The sequence below is a fragment of the Psychrobacter sp. T6-6 genome, assembly GCF_052258185.1.
Lineage (GTDB): Bacteria > Pseudomonadota > Gammaproteobacteria > Pseudomonadales > Moraxellaceae > Psychrobacter.
On the sequence record NZ_JBQQEX010000007.1, the window covers coordinates 52,720 to 75,518 of the forward strand.

The 22,799-nt window shown below is 42.2% G+C and carries 19 protein-coding genes and 1 tRNA gene; 6 read left to right on the forward strand and 14 right to left on the reverse strand.

Features of this window, described 5'->3' with window-relative positions; genetic code table 11:
• Position 1: 1 nt before the first annotated feature.
• Positions 2–2,737, reverse strand: coding sequence for a DNA methyltransferase (locus tag ACTXGL_RS11040; RefSeq protein ID WP_443526849.1), 2,736 nt, complete (start codon positions 2,735–2,737; stop codon positions 2–4).
• A gap of 469 nt (positions 2,738–3,206) precedes the next feature.
• Between ACTXGL_RS11040 and ACTXGL_RS11045 the strand changes: the two genes are divergently transcribed.
• Complete coding sequence (locus tag ACTXGL_RS11045; RefSeq protein ID WP_443526850.1) at positions 3,207–4,142, forward strand: tetratricopeptide repeat protein; 936 nt, start codon at positions 3,207–3,209, stop codon at positions 4,140–4,142.
• A 535-nt stretch (positions 4,143–4,677) separates the two neighbouring features.
• Here ACTXGL_RS11045 and ACTXGL_RS11050 read toward each other — a convergent pair.
• The 13 genes from ACTXGL_RS11050 to gatC form a co-directional block, all read right to left on the reverse strand.
• Complete coding sequence (locus ACTXGL_RS11050; RefSeq protein WP_443526851.1) at positions 4,678–5,487, reverse strand: hypothetical protein; 810 nt, start codon at positions 5,485–5,487, stop codon at positions 4,678–4,680.
• Positions 5,480–6,178 carry a helix-turn-helix transcriptional regulator gene (locus ACTXGL_RS11055; protein WP_443526852.1) on the reverse strand — a complete coding sequence of 233 codons (699 nt, stop codon included), beginning with the start codon at positions 6,176–6,178 and terminating at the stop codon, positions 5,480–5,482. The genes ACTXGL_RS11050 and ACTXGL_RS11055 overlap by 8 nt, the downstream gene beginning before the upstream one ends.
• Positions 6,179–6,254: 76 nt before the next feature.
• Positions 6,255–7,631: a replicative DNA helicase gene (locus tag ACTXGL_RS11060; RefSeq protein ID WP_443526853.1), complete on the reverse strand. Its 1,377-nt coding sequence runs from the start codon at positions 7,629–7,631 to the stop codon at positions 6,255–6,257.
• On the reverse strand, positions 7,628–8,236 hold the full coding sequence (locus ACTXGL_RS11065) for an ATP-binding protein (protein ID WP_443526854.1): 609 nt from the start codon (positions 8,234–8,236) through the stop codon (positions 7,628–7,630). Before ACTXGL_RS11065 ends, ACTXGL_RS11060 begins: the two co-directional genes overlap by 4 nt.
• A 239-nt stretch (positions 8,237–8,475) precedes the next feature.
• On the reverse strand, positions 8,476–9,729 hold the full coding sequence (locus ACTXGL_RS11070) for a YdaU family protein (protein ID WP_443526855.1): 1,254 nt from the start codon (positions 9,727–9,729) through the stop codon (positions 8,476–8,478).
• Positions 9,730–9,731: 2 nt separating this feature from the next.
• Positions 9,732–10,190 (reverse strand): hypothetical protein, encoded by a 459-nt coding sequence (locus tag ACTXGL_RS11075; protein WP_443526856.1) that lies wholly within the window; start codon positions 10,188–10,190, stop codon positions 9,732–9,734.
• Between the two features lie 2 nt (positions 10,191–10,192).
• A complete protein-coding gene (locus tag ACTXGL_RS11080) occupies positions 10,193–10,486 on the reverse strand; it encodes a helix-turn-helix transcriptional regulator (protein WP_443526857.1) in 294 nt (97 codons plus the stop codon).
• 133 nt (positions 10,487–10,619) lie between these two features.
• A complete protein-coding gene (locus ACTXGL_RS11085; protein WP_443526858.1) occupies positions 10,620–11,690 on the reverse strand; it encodes a hypothetical protein in 1,071 nt (356 codons plus the stop codon).
• A 115-nt stretch (positions 11,691–11,805) separates the two neighbouring features.
• On the reverse strand, positions 11,806–13,044 hold the full coding sequence (locus tag ACTXGL_RS11090) for a tyrosine-type recombinase/integrase (protein WP_443526859.1): 1,239 nt from the start codon (positions 13,042–13,044) through the stop codon (positions 11,806–11,808).
• A 161-nt stretch (positions 13,045–13,205) separates the two neighbouring features.
• A tRNA-Pro gene (locus ACTXGL_RS11095) sits at positions 13,206–13,282 on the reverse strand.
• Between the two features lie 114 nt (positions 13,283–13,396).
• Positions 13,397–14,923, reverse strand: coding sequence for an Asp-tRNA(Asn)/Glu-tRNA(Gln) amidotransferase subunit GatB (gene gatB, locus ACTXGL_RS11100; protein ID WP_443526860.1), 1,527 nt, complete (start codon positions 14,921–14,923; stop codon positions 13,397–13,399).
• Positions 14,923–16,419 (reverse strand): Asp-tRNA(Asn)/Glu-tRNA(Gln) amidotransferase subunit GatA, encoded by a 1,497-nt coding sequence (gene gatA / locus ACTXGL_RS11105; RefSeq protein ID WP_443526861.1) that lies wholly within the window; start codon positions 16,417–16,419, stop codon positions 14,923–14,925. The genes gatB and gatA overlap by 1 nt, the downstream gene beginning before the upstream one ends.
• Before the next feature lie 94 nt (positions 16,420–16,513).
• Positions 16,514–16,828, reverse strand: coding sequence for an Asp-tRNA(Asn)/Glu-tRNA(Gln) amidotransferase subunit GatC (gene gatC / locus ACTXGL_RS11110; RefSeq protein WP_443526862.1), 315 nt, complete (start codon positions 16,826–16,828; stop codon positions 16,514–16,516).
• Between the two features lie 615 nt (positions 16,829–17,443).
• Here gatC and ACTXGL_RS11115 point away from each other — a divergent pair.
• The 5 genes from ACTXGL_RS11115 to ACTXGL_RS11135 all read left to right on the forward strand — a co-directional run bounded on the left by ACTXGL_RS11115 (position 17,444) and on the right by ACTXGL_RS11135 (position 22,755).
• Positions 17,444–18,481, forward strand: coding sequence for a rod shape-determining protein (locus ACTXGL_RS11115; RefSeq protein WP_319052277.1), 1,038 nt, complete (start codon positions 17,444–17,446; stop codon positions 18,479–18,481).
• A 217-nt stretch (positions 18,482–18,698) separates the two neighbouring features.
• A complete protein-coding gene (mreC, locus tag ACTXGL_RS11120; RefSeq protein WP_443526863.1) occupies positions 18,699–19,556 on the forward strand; it encodes a rod shape-determining protein MreC in 858 nt (285 codons plus the stop codon).
• A gap of 150 nt (positions 19,557–19,706) precedes the next feature.
• A complete protein-coding gene (gene mreD / locus ACTXGL_RS11125) occupies positions 19,707–20,192 on the forward strand; it encodes a rod shape-determining protein MreD (RefSeq protein ID WP_443526864.1) in 486 nt (161 codons plus the stop codon).
• A 128-nt stretch (positions 20,193–20,320) separates the two neighbouring features.
• The gene (locus ACTXGL_RS11130; RefSeq protein ID WP_443526865.1) at positions 20,321–21,001 is read left to right on the forward strand and encodes a Maf family protein; all 681 of its coding nucleotides are present in this window, start codon (positions 20,321–20,323) and stop codon (positions 20,999–21,001) included.
• A 149-nt stretch (positions 21,002–21,150) separates the two neighbouring features.
• Positions 21,151–22,755, forward strand: a complete 1,605-nt coding sequence (locus tag ACTXGL_RS11135; RefSeq protein WP_443526866.1) for an Rne/Rng family ribonuclease — start codon at positions 21,151–21,153, stop codon at positions 22,753–22,755.
• Positions 22,756–22,799: the final 44 nt, after the last annotated feature.

The following is a 22,799-nucleotide window of genomic DNA, read 5'->3' on the forward strand; positions in this document are numbered from 1 at the left end:
ATTATTTAGTCCTTTTGGCTTTCTTCTTAGCTGTCGCACCCACTTTCTCTTTAGCGATTAGTTTCTCATAGCGTCCAAACAAATGCGTCAGTCGTTCTTCAGCATCTCTAAATGGAGTATCTCTATAAAGCTTCTCAACGGCTGCGTCCAAGGCTTTATGAGCTGCGATAAGTGGCGCAGGCATCTTATCAGGGTCATACAATTCTGCTAACGTTTTGTTAGGATAGTCTTCTCGAATAAGTAAAACCTCTTCAGCTAAGCCTTCGATATTCTGACGCTTTGGCGCTGTAATAATAGGCCAAGGAAAAGTGTTGTAGACTAGAGTAGATGAGTAACGATAGCGGCTTTCTAGCCTGCCTGCTACTGCTCTCATCCAGTCGTTATGCATCTCTGAAGTCAGTATAGCAAACTCGAATAAAGTTGCATTTGCAACTAAGAAGTTTGGACCAACCACTATATCTTGTGAGTTGTAAAAACCTATGGGAATATACTTTCTTCTTTCAGAGCTGACAGTGGGTATAAGAAGATAAGACCCTTCAGAAGGCTGTCTCACTTCTGAAAAAAGATGAGGTGTATTAGCTTGTAGTCTAGTCTGTATTTTAGTGCTAGCAAGTCTCGAGTTCTCTACTTGCTCTAGACGTTGAGCAATGAATGGAATATTAATTAAACTTTCTAATTTTTCTCCTTCAAACCATAAGCACCAACGCTTTGTACCATTTAGCATTTCTTCTGCACCTATTAATAGTCGAACCCAACGTTCAGCTAATGGTGACTCAGATAATAGCTTGTTTTTCTCGTTTTCTGTTAAGATTAACCCCCCTCCATCTTTAAGGTAGTTTCCTAGTGCTATAGGGATCTGTTTTGTGAGTGGTTTACTTGAGCTAGTTATTATAATATTACTAGCCCCTACTAGATAAGGGTTGATATTGGTATGTACAGTAGTCATCAAAGCATCGTCATCATGCTTAAAGAGTTTGGCAAAACCAGGTCTCTTAGTTAAACCGATAATAATTACATGAACCGCAGCATTGTTTTTTGCCGAGTTTTTCCATGGGAAAGTATTATAAGCAAATTTAATCCTTACTCCTTCACTTATAATAAAGGGCCAAAGCATTCCTACTTGCTCACCCTGACAGATAGAGTTTGTAGAAACAAAAGCGCATTCAATTAATTTGTTATCCATATAGTTTGTAGCTTTCCAAAACCAACATGAAACATAGTCAAGGAAACGGTGCTTTTTGAATCCATGGAAAACAAAATCCATGTTTTTATTTTGAAAGTCAGTTCTATATCTATAGCCTAAAAATGGTGGATTGCCACAGACGTAAATCTCATGAGATACGCCTTTCTCATTCTCCCTAGGACATACGGTATTCCAGTCAACCGTCAAACTATTTCCAACTACAATGTGACCTGACTCCCTTAGTGGTAGTGCAGGTTCTGTATAACCAAATTTCTCTTTAAAAACTTGATTCATTTGGTGCTCAGCAAGCCATAGTGAGAGTACTGTTATTTCATGTGCAAAATCATCAAGCTCTATTCCATAGAACTGTGATAGTCGAATATTTGTATAGTAAATTACGGACTGTTTACTTGTAGCGTTAAGTGCGTCTATTACTTCCATTTCCAGCTTGCGTAGTTCTTTATAAGCAATAATGAGAAAATTACCAGAGCCACACGCAGGGTCGAATATCCTTATATTTTGTAGTCGAACAAGCAATGATTTTAGCTTGGTTTCATTATCACGAGTGTTTTCCAGAACCTCGTATAGTGTATCTAGAAATAAAGGCTGTATGACCTTCATGATATTTGGAACTGAAGTATAGTGTTGCGCTAAATTAGCTCTATGCTCTTCATCAATAACCGCTTGAAACATGGAGCCAAAAATATCAGGATTGATTTGCGACCAGTCTAAGGTACCGCAATCAATCAGAATACGTCGCGCTTGACGGCCAAACTCTGGTGTAGGCTCATCTGTCTGAAACAAGCCACCGTTCACATAAGGGAATGCTTGGAAGTGGGCTGGCATGTCCTTTCGTTCAGGTGAATGATTATCTAAATTCAATACTTTAAATAGATCGCTGAAGAAATGAGCTAAATCAGAGCCATCAATCTGTGTACTCGATTGAATAGCTGAGGTCATCTGACCTTCTGCAAAAATCCCCGTGTCTTCAGCATAAAAGCAAAATAATAGTCGAGTTAGGAATACGTTCAGGGCATGGATGTCTTCAGGAGTGGTCAGATCATTGCGCGCTTTAATTAAATCAAAAAGCTGACCCATTTTTTCGGATGCGCGAATATCGGCAGGATGCTCTGAGTGCATGATGGCTTTTTCATAACCCGCCAGCGGTAAGAAGAAGGCGTACTGCTGGGGTAGTGCCTCGATTGTGGTTTCGAGGCGTTCTTCTGCCTTTAAATCGTAAGCAACCAGTGTTTGAAAGTCGGTCACCATCACAAAGCGAATATCATGTTGAGATATGACATTAGAAGACTTTATCTCTTCTGCAATAGCTTCTATGTCATCACCGATACTTACTTTTTTGAAGTAGATTTTCTTCTTTAAAGCGATGCCATCGCCATCTGCTACATTACGATTGTCATCCTCTTTACGCAGTCGTGTGACTGTGCTTTTTGGCAGACCATACGCCAAGAGAAAGTCATAAAAAAACTCATTGATATTGAGCTCACGACAGATTTTGTCTAATGAGTCTAAGATATTCGCTTGGTTAACGGCCATACTTTGAATCCTGAATGAAAGAGCAAAAAATGATGGATAGAGTAATCCATTCATTTTAATTTTTGTAATAGGTATGTTTTATTGACTCTAAGATATTATTTGATATAACTTCGTAGTTGCGTTAGTAGTAGACTTAATTTCATTGATAGTCTATTACGTTAGCTATAAACAATGTTTCAATATTACATACTATCATCTATTATGCTATTCAAAAATAAAGCTGCCAACTCTATTAACCCGAAAGACGGGTAGCTGCCCTAACCAAACATAGGTTGTTGAGCTCGCTTACATATGGACTGATGAGGGCTGGTTATACTTAGCAGGGATTAAATCTCTCTACACTAAAGAGCTTATTAGCTGCGCTAGCAACCATCTCAAACTTCCAATTGTTTTATTTATATTATTTGATTTAGCTTATATCCATAAAGTATAGTCTTGCAATCTATTATTGGCACTGAGGCATCATTCCTTGAAGAAAATATATGCAGTAATGTTTGGGTTTCTGTTAGTGATTATAGTGATCGTAGCAAGTTGGTTTTTTAGTCTTAAACAGCCAAAAAGATCCGCTTATTTAGGCGACACTGCTTCACAACACGATTTAGCATTGAATTACCTTAATGAGAGTGATTACCCTAATACTTTCAAGTGGGCTGAAAAAGCAGCGAACAAAGGTAATACTGAAGCTCAAATGATGCTGTGTGCGTTGTATTATGAAGGACAAGGTGTCGAGCAAGATCATTATAAGGCTTTTGAATGGTGTGAAAAATCTGCAAATCAAGGTAATGCTGACGCTCAATCTACTTTAGGTCATATGTATTATGAAGGAAAAGGTGTTGAGAAGGATTATGCTGAAGCTTTTGATTTATTTAAGATAGGCGCGTATAGAGGTGATAATGACTCCCAACTTAAACTGTGTGCAATGTACGCAGAAGGGCAAGGGGTTCGCCAAGATTATTCAAGAGCTTTTGAATGGTGCGAAAAATCTGCAAATCAGGGCAATATCCACGCCAGTTTTAACATGGCGTTAATGTATCTTCGCGGTGATGGCGTTGAGGATGACCTTGACGTCGCTATAGAACTGTTCGGCAAAGCTTGTGATAATAGAATTCAAGATGGGTGTGATGAATATAAAAGACTAAGTGCTCTCAAAGCTCAAACCGTATATATAGTTCCTAGCAAGCCATATCAACCTGATGAAGTGTACGTCACACCCAATGAAGAAGAGTTTTACGAAGCTGAATTGAAAGAAAATCAAAGAGAAAAAGAGGAGGCTGAGCTAAGAGCCATTCAAAGACAAGAACAAGCTGAGTTAAACGAAGCTGAGTACAGGTCTGATCTAGCTGAAATAGAAGCTGCTCAAGCTGAGTTAAAATCGATTATGAGACAAGCGGAGTTATTAGATTAAATTCTAGCCATCAATGTTTTAAATAGGAGAGTATCCCTAATAACGCACCATATGCACGATATATGGCTGAAATTTAGCTTTAGGATAAAAGGTGTTAATGTCATTTCTGCCAAGCGTTGCTGCCATTTAAGAAGTTATCCGTTACTATAAAGAATAAGATGCTAGATATATCGAAATCGTAGATTTATTTGATAGTCTCGACTATCTCAGTGGTCGTTTGCACCTTGGCGTAAAATGAGGTGAACTTGTCATCTAAAACTGAAATGTAGGTTTGTTTATTGCTAGCTAAAACAGTACGAAAGCTGATGTCACGGCCTTTTTAGGGATCACTACGAAATATTTTTTAGTATCCCTATGTCGCTTGTTTGGTTTATCATGCTCCTGGTAGTCTTTAATGTCCTAAAAGCTGTTCATGCTGCTAGCCATTCCTTATTCTGCGACTAATGGATCATAAGCAGTTACAAGCTTTCCAGGAAAGCCTCATATCTGACGTTATATTAACTAAAGCTCTGTTTCGACTTTCCAACCTGATATATTAATTTGGAAATAAATCACAATCATCAGTGCAAGTTTCAACACTATCTATCTCTGCTAATCGCGCATGAAGTTCTGGTGTCAAACGCGCACGTGCTGCTTGTTCCTGCTCGTGAATATCACCAAGCGTAGCTAAAGCATTTAAACGACGATCTTGATCTGATTGCTTAAAGTCGTCTGATGTAATGCCGCATAAAGGCATTTCTACCTCTGCTATGATCTTCAATGACTTAGCGAGATTTCCAACTGTATCGGACAAAGATTCTGATAGTAATAATGCCTTTTGAAATTGTTCGCCAGCTTCAGGATCCTCACTAGCTGCATTCGCATATCCCTGTAAAGATAATGCCGCGGTCAATGCCTGATCAAATAACTGACCTAAGTTATCAAACCTGCTTCTGGTGTTTTTAATAATCTTAGCACGACCTTGAGCATCAATAACGACGCTCTCAACTATTCCTTCAATCTTGCTTCCTGCCGCTTCCAATTCTGTGTCTGATTCCAGGTTTTCTGCTTTATTAGTTTTCGATGGGATTAAATGAGTGTTTTGCGGTTTCTGCTTCCGTTCTGGCTTGCTTCCATCGCTATTCGCCTCTAGGTCCATGTATTTTTTAGAGGTTTGTACCAGACTGTTCTTAATCCAGTTTTCTTTTTTACGCCTTTTACTGATTGTACCGCTCGATTTTGGTGCCGCATTTCCATAACCGGTTTTTAGCTGTTCAATCAGTTCACGGTCGGTAATGTGAGGCGTATTCTCCCAGATAAATCTGGCCGATGCCCACACTCCATTTTTTGAGTAATGACTACTCATCCTCAACTCCTACTCTTTGTATATCGTCTATCGTCTCAGGCTTTGGTAGCGGCACACTATACTGGTAATTTTTGTCTCTATCTCTAAGCAAATAGTGGCGGTCTTCATTGTTAATGCGTTCTTTTATTTGCATCATTTGCATATCAACAGCATTTATCTTCCGTGCTTGGTCAACGTCTATTTTTCTGATAATAGACATGACTCGACGAGTAGCTTGTACGACCGGATCACTGATATTACCGATATATTGGTCAGATTTTATAACGTCACATAGCTCTTTAGAATATGTCAATAGGGCTTCATGGTCGTTTTTACAGATGAACTTCATATGCTCTACAACGACGCTGGCAAGTTCGGAGGTCATCATTTCAATAATGGCATGTGATTGATTGACCACGTGATTCACGGTGCCAGCTAATATATCAATCTCAGGCTCAATCGATAGGCCGCAAATATAATCAAGAGATTGGCCATATAGATCTTGAAATATAAGCAAGTCAATTAGGGTCAGATTCTTTTTACCGTTCTCAATCTCGCTAATACGATTGCGATTGTTTGATACACCCCAGATCGCTTTCATAACTTCTGTTTGTGTCATGCCAGCATTACGGCGCGCTGCTGCTAAATTTAACCCTATCGTGATGTTGATATTCTTAATGTCGTGTTTGGTATATCCCGATCGTTTGGTCACACATTTCTCCTGAGCATTGATATTGTAAAATTAGAAGCGTGACTATCACTCAATTAGTTACGGCCATACTGCTTGATTAATTATAAATGCTCCCATAATTCGGTATTATATCTAGGTCGCTTGCTACTGGCATATGATTGGTAAAGCGTGCGTATTGACCTTCAAAGCCCAGTCTAACTGTTCCGGTTGGTCCGTTTCTGTTCTTGGCCAGTATCACCTCTGCCATACCATCAAGCTTAGCACTGCCGCCTTTCTCTTTTTGCTCGTAGTAATCGTTGCGATAAATCATAACGATGAGGTCCGCATCTTGCTCAATCGTCCCTGAATCACGTAAATCTGACATGATAGGCCGCTTATTAGGACGTTTTTCAACCTCACGGCTTAACTGCGATAGCAAAAAGATAGGGCAGCTGAACTCATGCCCCAATGTTTTTAGCGTGCGTGTAATGGTACTAATATTATCAATCTTGTACTGCCCATGGAGGCCGCCCATTATCTGCAAGTAATCGATACCAACAGCTGATAGTTTGCCGCCCGTTTCACGCTTTATTCTATTTAGCTGGGTGCGTATCTCAGCAATGGTAATCTCCTTTGTTTCAACGACTGTGAGACGCATATCTTCTTCGTCTGAAATAAAACGCTGCATTCGCGCCCATTCATCAGTACTTAGTTGACCTTTCCTAATAGACGTTAGATGGATACTAGCCTTGGCACTTGCCAGCCTATCCATCACCTGATCAGATGGCATTTCTATACTAAAGAAGACCGCTTCACCTTCTTTATATTTAGCGATATGCGACAGATAACTCATAACCAATGCAGTTTTACCCATGGAAGGCCGGGCGGCAACGACAACCAGATTACCAGCATCAATCATCGCCAAGTTATCAAACTCTGGAAATCCAGTACTGGTAAAGCTATTTATGCCATCTTTAGCCGCTGCGATGCGCTCAATCATACTGCCCATCAACGTACCAACTCGCGCATGGTTATTAGTGTCATTACTTATCTCAAGATTAGCAATGGCACTCATGACCTCGTTATTCACATCAATGGTTTGACTATCGCCATCTTCAAGTTTCTGAATGCCAAACTTGAACTGAGCAATCGACTGTCTACGAATTGACCGGCGTTTTACTAATTGAGCATGGCTACGTAAACTGCTGAACGAAATGTTCGGTACTAAGCTCATTACGGCAAAGTAATTGGTTGGGCAATACTTATCGTTAAGTTGGTTACGCTCCTCAAGCAGATCAGCCACCATAACTTCATCATAAGGCTTATTGGCCATTGCCAAATCACTAATAGCTTGATACATAACCTGATGTCTTACGGCTTCGAAGTCATCAGCAACAATAATGTCGCTGACCACATCAAACGCCGTACCTCTACCTAGCAATTGATTAAGAACAGACTGTTCGACTTGGATGTACCTGCTTTGTTCATTATTCATTTGGCAGACCCCACAAGCTGAATAATAGCGTTTTTAGCTCGGTAGCTATCCCAGTCGCATACCATTACTAATAAATTTTCACGTAATCTATCCCATGCTCTATCGCCTAAAAACTCATGCAAGTCAGCGATGTCCATATTGGTTGTAATCACGGTAGGCGCTTTTTCATGTCTTGAAATAATTATCTGGGCAATTCGTTCGCGATCCTTTGCGTGCCGATCACCTGCGCCCAAATCGTCAATGATTAATAGCTCATTGGCCGCCAAGTTTTGCAAGTAATCGTCTTCACTTTTTTGAGAGTTGCCCCAACATGCGCGTGCTTCAGAGCCAATATTAAAAGACGTTATTAGCTCGCAAGTGTGGTTATAAAAATCCTGCTGGTTATAACTGTCAAATTCACTTGGTAAGGATTGCTCCTTTTCTAAGTAGAGATTGACCGCGATTGCATTGGCTAACATTGTCTTGCCTGTACCTGTGCGGCCAAGAATAATTAGATTAGGCGAATCGCTATTAATTAATTCACTGTACTGCTGTAGCTGGGCAATCTTATCGCGCTGCTCAGCGTTTTTAGTTTCATCATACTGCCAATCACTAAAACGCCTCATATTTACGTTTATGCCTTTTGATATCATTTTGGTTATCATTAGCGCTTTCATGCTTTGGTGGTCAATTTTCAGTCGTTTATCTCTAGCTATCTTTATCCTAGCGTCATTACATTTGTAGCACTCGATACTACCGTTAAGATCTAGGTGTTTTGTCCGCCCATGAATATTACAGTCAGTTAGAAGGTTACGCAGAAAACGGCCACCAATCTCTACCTTAGGTAACTCTTTAGTAGTTTCCATTAGACAGATCCTTGTACTGTAAACAGTCCACCCAAAGGATTATGGTTTGGGTCATCATATTTCGCGTTTACATTCATATCGCTATAGGTAGCCGCTTGCTGGTTAATGCGAGGCTCATTGGCAATAATGTCGTCTAGCCAGCACTCATTATTCAAGTAGGTGTACGGATCTTTGCGAAACTTTTTGACTGGTGTTGAAGTAATATAAGCTGGCAAGTGCAGCATAATCTGTTCACGAACCTTATTGCTAAGAGAGCTCCATTTAGACTCACATTTACCCTTAGCTACAGACTTAGCATAGGTTTTCCAAAAAAGATCAAAAGGGATGTTAAGTTGTTTTTGGTTAGCACTATTAGAGTTAGTTTCTAGTTCTTCGTTAATAGTTAATAGTTTATAGTTAGTATTGCGACCATCATGCGTTTTACATGCGTTCGCATTGCGTTCGCTCAATACCTCTTTCCTACTAATCTTAGATTTTTTTTCATCCCATCTTGCCCTAGCTGATGCACGTGCTTTAACCGATTTTTCCTGGTATGCTTTAATGTCTCTCTCAACTCTATCATTAATATAGCCATCATCTGTAAGCTCAAAAAAGTAATGCAATACGACCGCAATGCTATCGCTATGCGTTCGCATACTTATTAGCAAAGCAATCTCAGTAATATCTTTAGGTAGTGGCTGCTCATTAAGGTAGCAATAGTCCAACATACGGCGATACGCTAAATCCTCCATTGGCTCTAAAAAGCTAGTTTTACTCATATAGTCCTTGGGACTAAAAGGGAAGTAATGCATCAGATAGGCCCCTATGATCATGATTTGACGGAACACCTTGCCTAACACATCACTGAAACCTATGTTATGATTGCTTTTGAAGTGCAATACTTGATGTTGAAAAGGTGCTAATTGATTCAAGTTGATATAATCAAACGATTTGGATGAAGCTATATAACTTGCCAGCCCTTGCTCTGGGGCTGGAACTGCGTTGAACGTATTGATGGATTCTATAAAGTCTATGCTGCCCGCATAGACTTTTTTATTGACTGTTTTTCGCTGAAGTAAGCTTATCTGTTCTTCACTGATCAATAGCTGGTATGGTGTACGATCTAATAAACCGGGCTTTCTGTAAGGCTCGTCTTTAAGCCTAAACAGTTTTCTAATATCAGACCAGGGCCATAAATTTTCATCATTTAGTTTTAATAGGGCAAAGGTATTGGTGTTGATAGCTGGAATTAATGAAACAGTGTTATAGGACATGACTAATTAACCTCCATTTGACGATATAGTAAAAGTAAGCAGACTCTATCTAAGCATTCGTGAATATCGAGCACCTGCTTGGCTATATCGTGAAAGTGAATAATAGTCAAAGACTCATCGGCATAAAGGCTGTCATACAGCTTCCTTGCCATTTGAATTAAAGGTTTAGTTAGGACGCCAATACCGGAATCATTTTCTAGGGAGGCTAGAGACATGTGTTCAATTTTGGTATGGAGGTTCGCGGTAAACTGTCCGATTTTACCGCGGTTGAGACAGTTGTCTCTAATTGTGTGTAATAGCTCATCATGAATAACAGATAAGCTATATCTAGCCTTAGCTAGTAACTGTAGAGGCACTGATAGGTTATGTAGATTTAATAGATTAATGCTCATGTAAATATCTTGAGCTTCATTACTTATGGGGCTGTAGATTCGCTGAACTTTTTTATTTTGAATAATCATGGTTATACTCCCTCACTAATAGGAGGGTTTTGATTGCTCAGCCATTCGATAACATCAGCATTGCGCCATGCAGTCATAGTGTTTGAGAGGCGGATCGGGCATGGGAAGCGTCCATCTCGTGACCATGCCCATAAGGTACTGCTACCGAAAGGTAGGAATGGCAGAAGCTGGCTGGCACGACTCATACCTTGCGGTGGCAAATATTGGACGTGTAGTTTATCTGCTATTTGTTCAATGTCGTTTGAGGTGTTGTGAGTGAAACCGATAACGGGGGTTTGTAGGCTGGTGTTTGTCATGTAAAAAACTCCATACTATGCGCTACTACGGTTTGTAATAGCTTGTCTTGTATGGGTCTATGTTAGTGGATACGATTAACTAGGAAAACTCCATCAACCTAGGTTAATCTATATAAACTTAGGTTGATGGAGTTCATATTTTATTTTTTTTAGGAGTTTTTCCTGGTTGGCTAGCATACTCAGGTATATTATTTAACCAATTTTTTAAGGACTGCCTTCTCTCAGGAAGCATAGTCCGGTACTCAGTATTGAGTAAATAAACCCATATGTGATCACACATTTCTCCAATCCGAATTTTCTGATCATGGTCGTTTGTCCATAAACTCTGTGCGTGTACATTAGCTATTAATTTTGCTATTGATAATTTAGGACTTACCCCTTTCTTTTTGAACAATTGCTCTGTTTCTTCTGTTAATGAAACATCTTCGACAATATACTCTTCTAGCTTTTCTAAATCTTTGTGTAAAATTAAAATATCATCAATAGTAATTTCTAAAGTTAATGAAATTGTGTTTTCATTATTAAAATAATGGTTTGAGCCTTCATAAGATGCTATCTGAAAGTCTTCAAGGTGATGATGTTCTACTACCTTTAGGTTGATTTTTTTTAATGCTTCTTGAAGACCTCTATCCTCAATATCTTCTTCGGAAAAAATTGGTTTATATGTACTTTGTGCGACCTTAATTTGGTTAAAATAAAAGTCTTCGCCTTTGTAGTTACTAGGAATTTGACTTGGATTAAGAAACTCCTCAACATTGCTTGGATCAGCATTAAGTCTGCTATGGGGTAAAAGCCCTTCAATATCTGACCATTCATCACTAATATCAGTATGACCTAAAAATAATAATTGGCTAATCATTCTGTTACTTAGTTGGAGGAATAATCCGTATTCTTTACAGGCGTTAGAAGGTCTAATATCACAGTTAAATAGATAATTATCTATTTGTCCTATATAAACGTCGTAGTCTGGACCTGACTTATCTAATTCTTCTAAAAATACTAATTCATTTAGATAGTGAGTACCCATTAAAGAGAAGCCTTTTCCAAAACAATAGACATCTAAATTAAATTGATAGATTTTTTTTAGTAGTTTTTTTTGTGTTATATTTTCAATTTTATTTTTTCTATTTAAGTATTCGCTTGCTTCTTCGAGGTTATAGTACTCTGCCGTATCGAAGCTTAAAGAAATATTTTTATTGCCCATGACTTAGACTCTTACACCCTTAAATCAAAGTAGGTGCGAGGCGTTGACAGCATAAGGATGTAAATAGCTGTCGTTCGGGTAATTAGACCTAGCCTTGCATAAATGGTGCTAAGCCTTAGCTTAACTGCTGAGCTTGCTGTTTGAAGTTGCCGTGTGTAACATTATCAATCTTGCCAGCGTAAGCATCATCGATGAATTTTGCCCATTGGTGCATCATGTCTTTTCGATAAGGCAGGTGCTGCGCTCCGTTATAAGCTTTACTTATTTTGTTTTCTTTCTCATGTGCCAACTGTAGCTCTATTGCTTCGTGCATAAACTCTTGCTCATGTAGGGTTGTGCTGGCAAGCCCTCGAAATCCGTGACCAGTCATGCGTCCTTTATAGCCCATGCGCCATAGGGCAGTAATAAAAGCATTGGTACTGTAAGGTTTGCGCGTTGTCGTATTGAAAAACACATACTTATCTGAAAAGCCCATCGCTTTAATTTCTTGCAATATTTTCATTGTTTGTGGCGCGAGTGGTACTAGATGAGGTCTATCCATTTTCATCTTCTCGGCCGGTATGCGCCATATCTTGGCCTTGTAATCTACTTCCGACCATTCCATAAGACGAAGCTCTTGTGTTCGCACAAACGTGTAGCACATGAACCAAAAACCTAGCTTGACCAGGACGTCGCCGCCATACGCATCGATATCTTGAAGTAATTTAGGTAACTGTTGACTGGTTATGCGGCTATGGTGTTTAACTTTATGCGGTTGCAAAGCTTCCGTTAAGTCATTGGCTGGGTTATGAGTTATCAAGCCCTCGCGTATAGCTTGTTTGAATATCTGCCCTGTTTGGCGTATTGCGCGTCGAGCCATATCAGTAGCGCCCCTTGCTTCGACATCTTTGCCAATAGAAAGAATATCAGGCGCGGTAATCTCATCTATATTCAGATGACCAATAGTAGGCTTAATATCGCGCTGGTACTGTGAATAGTCACGACTATGAGTAGTAGGTGCAATGTGGGGTTTTCGCTCTTTGTGCCAGCGTTGCGCTAGAGCATCAAATGTTTTGGTGCCGTCAGTATCTGCTTGCAAGCGCTTTTTATCCTGCTTAGGATTAATGCCTTGTGCTATCAGGTCTTTAATTTGTTGGTTGCGCTGGCGAGCATTGGCTAAGCTCATCGCGGGATACTTTCCAATCGTCAGGCTTTGACGTTTATCAGCATATTTGTAGTCAGATACCCATACCTTACTGCCAGTGCTACGCACCCACAAGCGTAGGTTGTTACCGTCGCTATATTTGTCAGGTCGGCTTGGTGTGCAAGTGTCAGATGGCTTGAGGCGTTTGATTTGGCTATCAGTTAGGGACATGACGGTATATTTCCATGACGGTATAAAATATACCGTAAAATATACCGCAATTCTACGTGGATTACTACGTTTTATGATGGAGGGCTATAGAAGATGTTTAGCCTACAAGCGTCCAAAATAAAGGGTAGACGGTCAATGACGGTCTACCCTATATCTATGTTTGGTCGGAACGGCAGGATTTGAACCTGCGACCACTACACCCCCAGTGTAGTGCGCTACCAGACTGCGCTACGCCCCGAATGACTGACTATTTTACGCAAAATTATGTATATTGCAAGGGCTATTTATACTAGCCAAAATCTACCACATTATTCTACGCATCACAGTCAGTATCTTTATTGCGCAGGTGACTTTAACCCAATAGCTCTTTTAGAATTTGGTTCACTTGCTGCGGGTTAGCACTACCGCGGCTGGCTTTCATGACCTGACCGACCAGACCATTAAAGGCTTTTTCTTTACCGCCGCGATATTCTTCTACCATCGCTTCATTTTTTGCAATGACGTCTTCGACCATGGCTTTGATAGCCCCAGTGTCAGTTTCTTGCTTGAGGCCTTTGTCTTTGATGATCTTATCTGCTGCGTCATCGTCATTGCCACCTTCGCGCTCATATAGAGCACTAAAGACTTTCTTAGCCAGTTTGCCAGATAGCGTGTCATCTTTGATACGCTTTAGCATGCCAGCCAACTGCTTGGCGCTGATAGGGGAGTCGACGATGTCTTTGTCATCTTTGTTCAGTGCACCTAGCAAGTCGCCCATGACCCAGTTGCCAGCCATTTTGGCATCTGACTGACCGATTTCAGCCACCACATCTTCGAAGTAATCGGCAAGTTGACGGCTACCCGTCAAGATACGCGCATCATACTCTGATAGACCAAGCGCTTCTTCAAAGCGTGCACGGCGAGCCACTGGTAGCTCAGGCATGGCGGCTTTGATCGCATCAACCGTATGCTGCTCGATACGGACAGGTAGAAGGTCAGGATCAGGGAAGTAGCGATAGTCGTTGGCGTCTTCTTTGGTACGCATGGTACGCGTTTCATCACGCTCTGGATCATACAGCATCGTTGCTTGGACGACTTTGCCGCCGTCTTCAATAATATCGATTTGACGCTCGATTTCACGATTGATAGCACGCTCGATAAAGCGGAACGAGTTTAGGTTCTTCAGCTCAGTGCGCGTACCGAGATCATCGCCTGGTTTGCGCACAGAGACGTTACAATCACAGCGGAATGAGCCTTCAGCCATTACAGCGTCTGAGATACCAAGCCAAGTGACCAGCTGATGAATGGCTTTGATGTAGGCCAATGCTTCGTGAGCGGAGCGCATGTCTGGCTCAGATACGATTTCGATCAGCGGCGTACCAGCACGGTTAAGATCGACACCAGTCATACCGTCGACAGCATCATGCACTGATTTACCTGCATCTTCTTCTAGATGCGCGCGGGTGATACCCATACGTTTAGGATATTCGTTCTTATCCCCTTCATTGACCACGACATCGATATAGCCAACGCCGACGATAGGATTGGCCATCTGAGTGATTTGATAGCCTTTAGGTAAGTCAGGGTAAAAGTAGTTCTTACGATCAAACGTATTAAACAGACCCAGCTCAGCATTGACACCAATACCGAATTTTAACGCGCGATCGACCACGCCAGCATTTAGCACTGGCAATACGCCAGGTAGACCCAAATCGACGATACTGGCTTGGCTGTTTGGCTCATGACCGAAGTCAGTCGGCGCACTTGAGAATATTTTACTTTCTGTGTTTAGCTGGCAGTGAATCTCGATACCGATGACCACTTCATAACCATCAACAAATAGCTCTTTACGCACGGCGTGTTCACGGGCGGCATTGTTATCAGTAGTAGCTGTGTTCATTATACCGTCTCCTTTGCGATGGCTGAGTGTTGTAGATGATGATCAGTATGCTGCTGGAATAGATGCGCAGTCGTAAGCAGTTGACTCTCTTGCCAGTGCTTACCGATTAATTGCAAGCCAATAGGTAGACCTTCTTTAGTCAAACCAACTGGCTGACTGAGCGCAGGCAGACCTGCTAAGTTGACCGCGATGGTGTAGACGTCGCCCAAGTACATTGTTGCAGGATCGAGGTCTTCACTCAGCTTATAGGCAGCTGTCGGTGCTGTTGGACTAGCAATCACATCACAGCTAGCAAAGGCTTCATCGAAGTCTTTGACGATTAGGCGGCGAATCTTCTGTGCTTTTGTATAGTAAGCATCGAAGTAGCCAGCCGATAGCGCATAAGTGCCGGTCAAGATACGGCGCTGTACTTCAGGGCCAAAGCCTTCAGAGCGTGAGCGTGTATATAGATCGATCAGATCCGTTGGGTTCTCACAGCGATAGCCAAAGCGTACGCCATCGAAGCGTGATAGGTTTGAGGACGCTTCGGCAGGTGCTAGCATGTAGTAAGTGGCAAGCGTGATCTCAGGATCAGTGATGTTTACTTCTACAATCGTTGCGCCTAGCTCTTCGTATTTCTTTAGAGCGGCACGGGCAGCTTGCTCAACTTCACTATCAAGCCCTGCGCCAAAGTATTCTTTTGCCACACCGATACGAAGACCTTCAAATGGCTTATCACCAGCAGTAGCCTCTGCATCATTGATATCTTGTACGTAGTCAGGCATCTCATGTTTGATAGAGGTGGCATCACGCGGATCATGACCAATCATTGGCTGTAGCAGGTAGGCACAGTCTTTTGCGCTACGTCCCATGCTACCGGCTTGGTCTAGACTTGAGGCATAGGCAATCATACCAAAGCGTGACACACGGCCATAAGTAGGCTTGATACCAGTTAGTCCGCAGAATGAAGCAGGCTGACGAATAGAGCCACCTGTATCACTACCGGTAGCAACTGGCACAAAACCAGCGGCAACCGCGGCAGCACTACCACCTGATGAACCACCAGGGACGCGCTCTAGGTTCCAAGGATTCTGTACAGTACCGTAGTACGAGCTGCTGTTGTCTGAGCCCATTGCAAACTCATCCATGTTGAGCTTGCCCAAGCTAATCATGCCAGCGTTGTCGATATTAGAGACGATGGTCGCGTTATATGGTGAGACAAAGTTATGCAGCATCTTTGAGCCACAAGTCGTCAATACGCCTTGGGTACAAAAGATGTCTTTGTGCGCCATAGGCAGGCCAAGTAGCGGACGCTTATCGCCTTGTGTACGCATCTCGTCTGCTGCTTTTGCTTGTGCACGTGCAGTCTCAGAAGTATGCGTGATAAAGCTATTGATCTTGCTGTCTAGCGCGTCGATGCGCTTGATATAGTGCTCGGTTAATTCTGCGCTGCTAAATTGTTTGTCTTGCAAGCCCATAATGAGCTGATCGGTACTTAATAGATGAAGTTCAGACATAAGGTGTCGTCCGTCAAAATGTTAATAGCATAAAATAAGATGAGATAATGGCAAATACGTGATTAGGCGCGCTAATCACTGTCATGTGACATGACTATTCGATCACCTGTGGTACCAGATACAAGCCATCTTCAACGGCAGGCGCTACCGATTGATTGCGCTCGCGTTCGATATCGTGCTTGGCCACATCGACACGTAGCTCTTGGCAAGCTTCGTGGATATTGGCTAATGGCTTGATGTCTGTGGTATCTACGTTAGATAACGTGTTCATAAGTTTTAATACTTTACTGATATCGTCGGCATAGCTATCGGCCGTGCTTTCATCGACACCCAAGCGGGCAAGGTTGGCCACTTCTAGGATTTCTTCACGGCTGACAGTGTTGTCAGACGTTGCTGATTGCTGAGACATAGTTTCTCCAGTTAAGGACAGTTTTTGTTAGAGTAGGGGCAGGGCGAATATATAAGTGCTCAAATGTAATTGGCTATAAAGTTGGCTTATTATAAAGCATCTGACTCAAGTTTACAGAGTATGAGGCTTGATTGATGCACAATATCAACCAAGATGGACTGATGATATAAGGGTGTATAAACAGAGCGACACAAACATTTGCAAAACTACGCGTATAATTGCCGATTGATTCTCAATTGCTCCCCAATTAGGTTCTAAAATACGTTACAGTATGCATCTGCTGTTAAGTAAAACAATCATCTGCCTGTAGAGCCTTGTTAGTTATCAGAATAAATGATGTTTCATTGAATGGAATGATAGTCACTACTATTTCAAACTTTGTAACAACTTTTGGCGTCTAAGACAAAAATCCTTGCTTACTGATGCAAATATCTATGTTTTTTTTGAGCTAAATCGGTATAATTTAGCTCAGTTTTTCATTTCATCATTATTGCTTAGGTTTGACGGGTTGCGATGACTTAATTTCGCTGCCGTTACTGTCTAACGATGACCTGCTCAACACTGACGAGTAACCCCTCAGTCAATCTCATTCGCCTCATTCGTAAGACGCTGGATATATTAGTCATGAACCTGTTTGGATTTTTATCAAATAATATCGCTATCGACCTCGGTACTGCGAACACCCTAATTTTTATTCCTAATAAAGGCGTCGTGCTTGACGAGCCCACGGTGGTCGCGTTACGAAGCAATCGTACTCAAAACCCGACCGTCGCTGCTGTTGGTATTGATGCCAAGCAGATGTTAGGTCGTACACCTGCGAACATCACAGCGATTCGCCCGTTGAAGGACGGCGTGATTGCTGATTTTGAAGTGACGCAAAAAATGCTAAAGCACTTCATTGCTAAAGTAAAAGCCAAGCGTTTTATGGCGCAGCCTAACGTGGTGGTCTGTGTACCCTGTAAGTCTACATTGGTTGAACGTAAGGCGATTCGCGAAGCGGTATCATCAGCGGGCGCAAGCAAAGTGTTGCTACTAGAAGAGCCTATGGCTGCGGCTATCGGCGCTGGCATGCCTGTTCACGAAGCCAGTGGTTCTATGGTCGTTGATATTGGTGGTGGTACGACTGAGATTGCCGTTATCGCGCTGTCTGGTTGTGTCTATGCTGAATCTATTCGCATCGGTGGCGATATGTTTGACGAAGCGATTATCACACACGTACGCCGTACGCACGGTTGTGTGATCGGTGAGACGACCGCTGAGCGCATCAAAAAAGAAGTCGGCTCTGCATTGAATGAAGACAGCAAGCTAGAGGTAGAAGTGCGTGGTCGTAGTATGGCAGAGGGCGTACCAAAGACCTTTATCGTCAATTCAGAAGAAGTGCAAAAAGCATTAACCGACCCATTGAGCGGTATTATCAGCGCTGTAAAAGTAGCCCTTGAGCAGACACCGCCAGAGTTATCATCAGACATCGCTGAGCGTGGTATTGTATTGACGGGTGGCGGCGCATTGTTACGCGATCTTGATAAGCTTATCTCACAAGAGACAGGCTTGCCAGTGACTGTAGCAGAAGATCCATTAACCTGTGTTAGCCGCGGTGGTGGTATTGCGCTTGATTTCATCAATAACAAAAGCTTGAACATGATTTTTGTTTAAGTAGCGTTTACTCATGAGTGTGAGGTTGTCGTTATAGCGTCTATCATGCTTTATGACAGCTAAATATTCTGTGAGATCGCAGTTTACAATATTAAAGGTAGCCAGTTGTGCTGCCTTTAATTGCATTGAACCATGCTAGAACCCAATATTATCGATAAACACTCACGCTCTAACCCCGTGCTATTGCTCATTTTAGAATTCTTAAATTAGACGACTTATGACCCCAAGTATTTTTGCGCGCCAGGCATTATCACTTCGTAAGACTGCTATCGTATTGATAGTGGCCTCAATACTGATGTGGTTTGATAGCAAAAATTCGGAATGGTTCAATCCAGTGCGTAATACCAGTCATGCCGCTATGCAGCCTATTTATGAGCTGTCTTTATTGCCCAGTTATGCCAAGCATTGGGCGAGTGGTAGCCTACAATCAAAAGAAGCACTGCGCCGCGAAAACATGCAATTAAAATCGCAACTTATTCATGCACACGCAAAGCTGCAGCAGCAAGATTATATCTTGGCACAAAATGCGCGCTTGCAAGGTATTTTGTCGACGACCAAACCCGAGCAGTTTGATCTTAACTTGGCGCAAGTCATCGGTACCGATACCAACCTGCTCAGACAGATTGTTGTGCTCAATAAGGGCGAGCAAGATGGCGTGCAAGTTGGACAGACAGTCATTGATGAAGATGGTATTTTGGGGCAGATTATCAATGTCTATCCTAATACCAGTCGCTTACTACTGATTACTGATGAGCAGCAGTCAGTTGCAGTCACTGTCAAGCGTACTGGTCAGCGAGCTATCGTGACAGGTCAGGGTATCCCATCTGCGTTAAGCCTTAACTATGTCTTTAAGACCTCAGATGTACGCGTCGGTGATGAGTTGGTATCGTCGGGATTGGGTGGACGTATCCCAGCAGGCTACCGTGTTGGCCGTATTGCTCATATCAAAGACGAGCAAGCCGATAATTTCAGAAGTATCGAAATTACGCCCGCTGCCAACTTTATTGATAATGCCTATGTGTTGATACTCCAAGACAAGATGCCCAATAAAAACAATACTATTATGAGTCAGTAAACATTGATCGCATCATGTTTAGCGTAAAGCTATCGAATAGCTTGCTCGTTAGGTAACTCTGTTATCAAATGGTACTCACAGTATTTGCCCTTTTAGTATTCATCCTACAATATAACAGTTGCCACCACACAATCGCTAAGGTAAGTACTCATGTCGTATCCTGATTCTGAGAATTCAACGGCGCTATTGATTGTGGTCATTGCCCTAAGCTTTATCGTTGCCTCCTCACTCAATGTCTATCCATTAAGTCCTAGTATGGCAACCTTGCGCCCTATGGTTATGATTATGGTACTGATCTATTGGCTGCTATTTCAGCCGCGCTATGTCGGTATCTTTACCGCATTTACCATTGGGCTTATTGCAGACTTACTGATGGATACCCATTTGGGGCAGCAAGCGTTTGCAGCGGTTGTGGTTGCCCTTGTGATCAAGATTGTCAGTATTTATGTTAGGCAGTTAAACACAATTAGCGCGTGGTTGATCGCCAGCCTAGGATTGTTCGTTTTTCAGTTGAATCTATGGATACTGCAACTATTTGTCCAAAACATCTTTGTCGCAAAATCTGCACTGTCACTCATCATGAGTATTATCAGTTGGCCACTTATACTGTTGGCGCTACGCAAATTCGCACGTTAATGACAGCACTGTTATTGATGGTTGCATTGTCACAGTCACAGTCACAGTCACAGTCACAGTCGCTTTTGTATTTGCCAACCTATTCAGCAAACCCATATATTATATTTTGATAAATAAAGAGAAAAGTGATGAATATCATTTTAGCGTCTGGTTCGCCGCGTCGTCGAGAGTTACTAGCCAGAGCGCAGTTAGATTTTAGGGTTCTAAGCGTAGACATCGATGAGACCCAGCAAGTTGATGAATTGCCAAAAGACTATATCGAACGTATGGTCGCGACCAAAGCTGCTGCTGCTATAGAGCAATTAAACCAAACACTGAATATAGATGAGGATCATGAGGATAGCTTTGCCGAGTCAGTTGTTATTCTGACCTCCGACACCATTGGTGTACTATCAGATGGTAAGACAGTCCTGGTCAAACCAGTCGATCGCGAGCATGCTTATAGAATGTGGCAGCAGATGTCTGACAATGTTCATGAAGTGTGGACAGCTGTGCAAGCAACTCGAGTACAGTTGCTATCAAAAAAAGAAGGCCATACACCAGACCGTATCAAAGACTTCCAGGTTGTTGATCAGCAGCAATTCACTGAACGTACAGAGGTGACCTTTATACCGTTAACCACGCAGATGATGAGCGATTACTGGGATAGCGGAGAGCCCGCTGATAAAGCAGGCGGCTATGGTATTCAAGGTTTGGGCGCAGCTTGGGTTGACCGTATTAACGGTAGTTATACCAATGTTGTTGGTCTACCATTGGCACAAACATTGGCATTGATCAAAGATATGGCAGAGGGTAGCGAGAGCACATAGCACAGGGTAAACGCAATCAACCTATCATATCGGTTATGCACATAATGACACGGTAGGGTAATGGGCAAGAGTAAGCTGCATTTGTTACACTGTAAAAAGAATAGGCGATGAACGTCTAACAAAAAAGCTGAGAGATAAGAGAAAAAACTATGTCCGAAGAGCTGCTGATTAATATTAGTCCAATGGAATCCCGTGTTGCGGTTTTAGATAACGGCATCTTGGGTGAGATTTATATTGAGCGACATCACAAACTGGGTTTGGTCGGCAATATCTATTTAGGTACGGTTGTGCGTGTCCTTCCTGGTATGCAGGCAGCTTTTGTCGATATCGGACAGTCAAGAACCGCGTTTTTGCATGTCAACGACATGCAACGAGAGCCTCGCCCAGTCGTAGAAAATAAAAATAAAACGGCTACAGAGACTAAAAAAGAAACTAATGATAGTAGGTCCACTATAGAGACCTCTGCAGATAACTTAGAGGTAACCCCACCAGTTATCAGTGCAAAAAGCACTGAAGTCGTGCCCGCTTCAAAGACTTTGATTCAGCACCGTCTGCATGAAAGTCAGCGCATCTTGGTGCAGGTGACCAAAGATCAGTTAGGGAGCAAAGGTGCGCGCTTAACGACTAACATATCGCTACCATCACGTTATTTGGTTTATTTACCGTCAAGCGATCATATTGGTATATCACAGCGTATTGATGGTGACGAAGAACGCACGCGACTGAAAACTGAGCTCAGTAGCTTGATGCAGACAGTCAATCTAAAAGGCGGTCTCATTGCTCGTACTGCCGCTGAGCGTGTCCCTGTTGATAAGCTAGAAGAAGACATCTATTATCTACTACAGCTGTGGCGTACTATCTGCGCTCGTCGTCAAGAGATCAACCATAACCAGAGCTCAGAGCTGATTTATCAAGAGTTATCTTTACCGCTGCGTTCTATCCGCGATCTAGTGCATGCTGATACCGAAAAAGTCATCGTCGATAACACACAAATTTATGAGCAAATCAGATACTTTGCCAAAGAGTTTGTACCCTTCATCTATGACAGAATTGTGCATTATACGGCAGAGCTGTCACTGTTCGATGTACACCGTGTCGAGGATGACTTGCGTGATGCCCTAAAACGCCGTGTTGATCTAAAGTCCGGTGGGTATCTGATTATCGATCAAACAGAAGCCATGACCACTATTGACGTCAATACAGGCTCTTTTGTGGGTGGCCGGTCATTAGAAGACACTGTCTATAAGACTAATCTAGAAGCCACACATGCCATTGCGCGTCAGTTGCGTCTACGTAATCTGGGCGGTATTATTATCCTAGATTTTATCGACATGCTGGAGCAACAGCACAAAGATGATGTACTAGAGAGCCTACAGTCACAGCTTACTCAAGACTATGCCAAAACCAAGATTACACAAGTCAGTGAGCTTGGATTGGTGGAGATGACACGTAAGCGTACACGTGAGTCATTAGGTCAGCAGCTTTGTGAGCCTTGTTCTACCTGTCAGGGTCGCGGGTTCGTAAAAACCGCAGAAACGGTTTGTTTTGAGATATTCCGTGAGATCATGCGATGTGCTCGTACATATAACTCTCCCAAAAAATTCACGGTAGTGGCTCATGCGGCAGTTATTGACTTACTACTCACAACAGAGTCAGACACAGTAGCCGATTTAGAGTATCTACTAGGTAGAGTGATTACTTTTGATGTAGAAAACCTATATACCCAAGAACAGTACGATATTGTTCTGGATTAGCGATATCAATAGTTATTATTAAGCGCAGTTAATAGGTCTAAGTA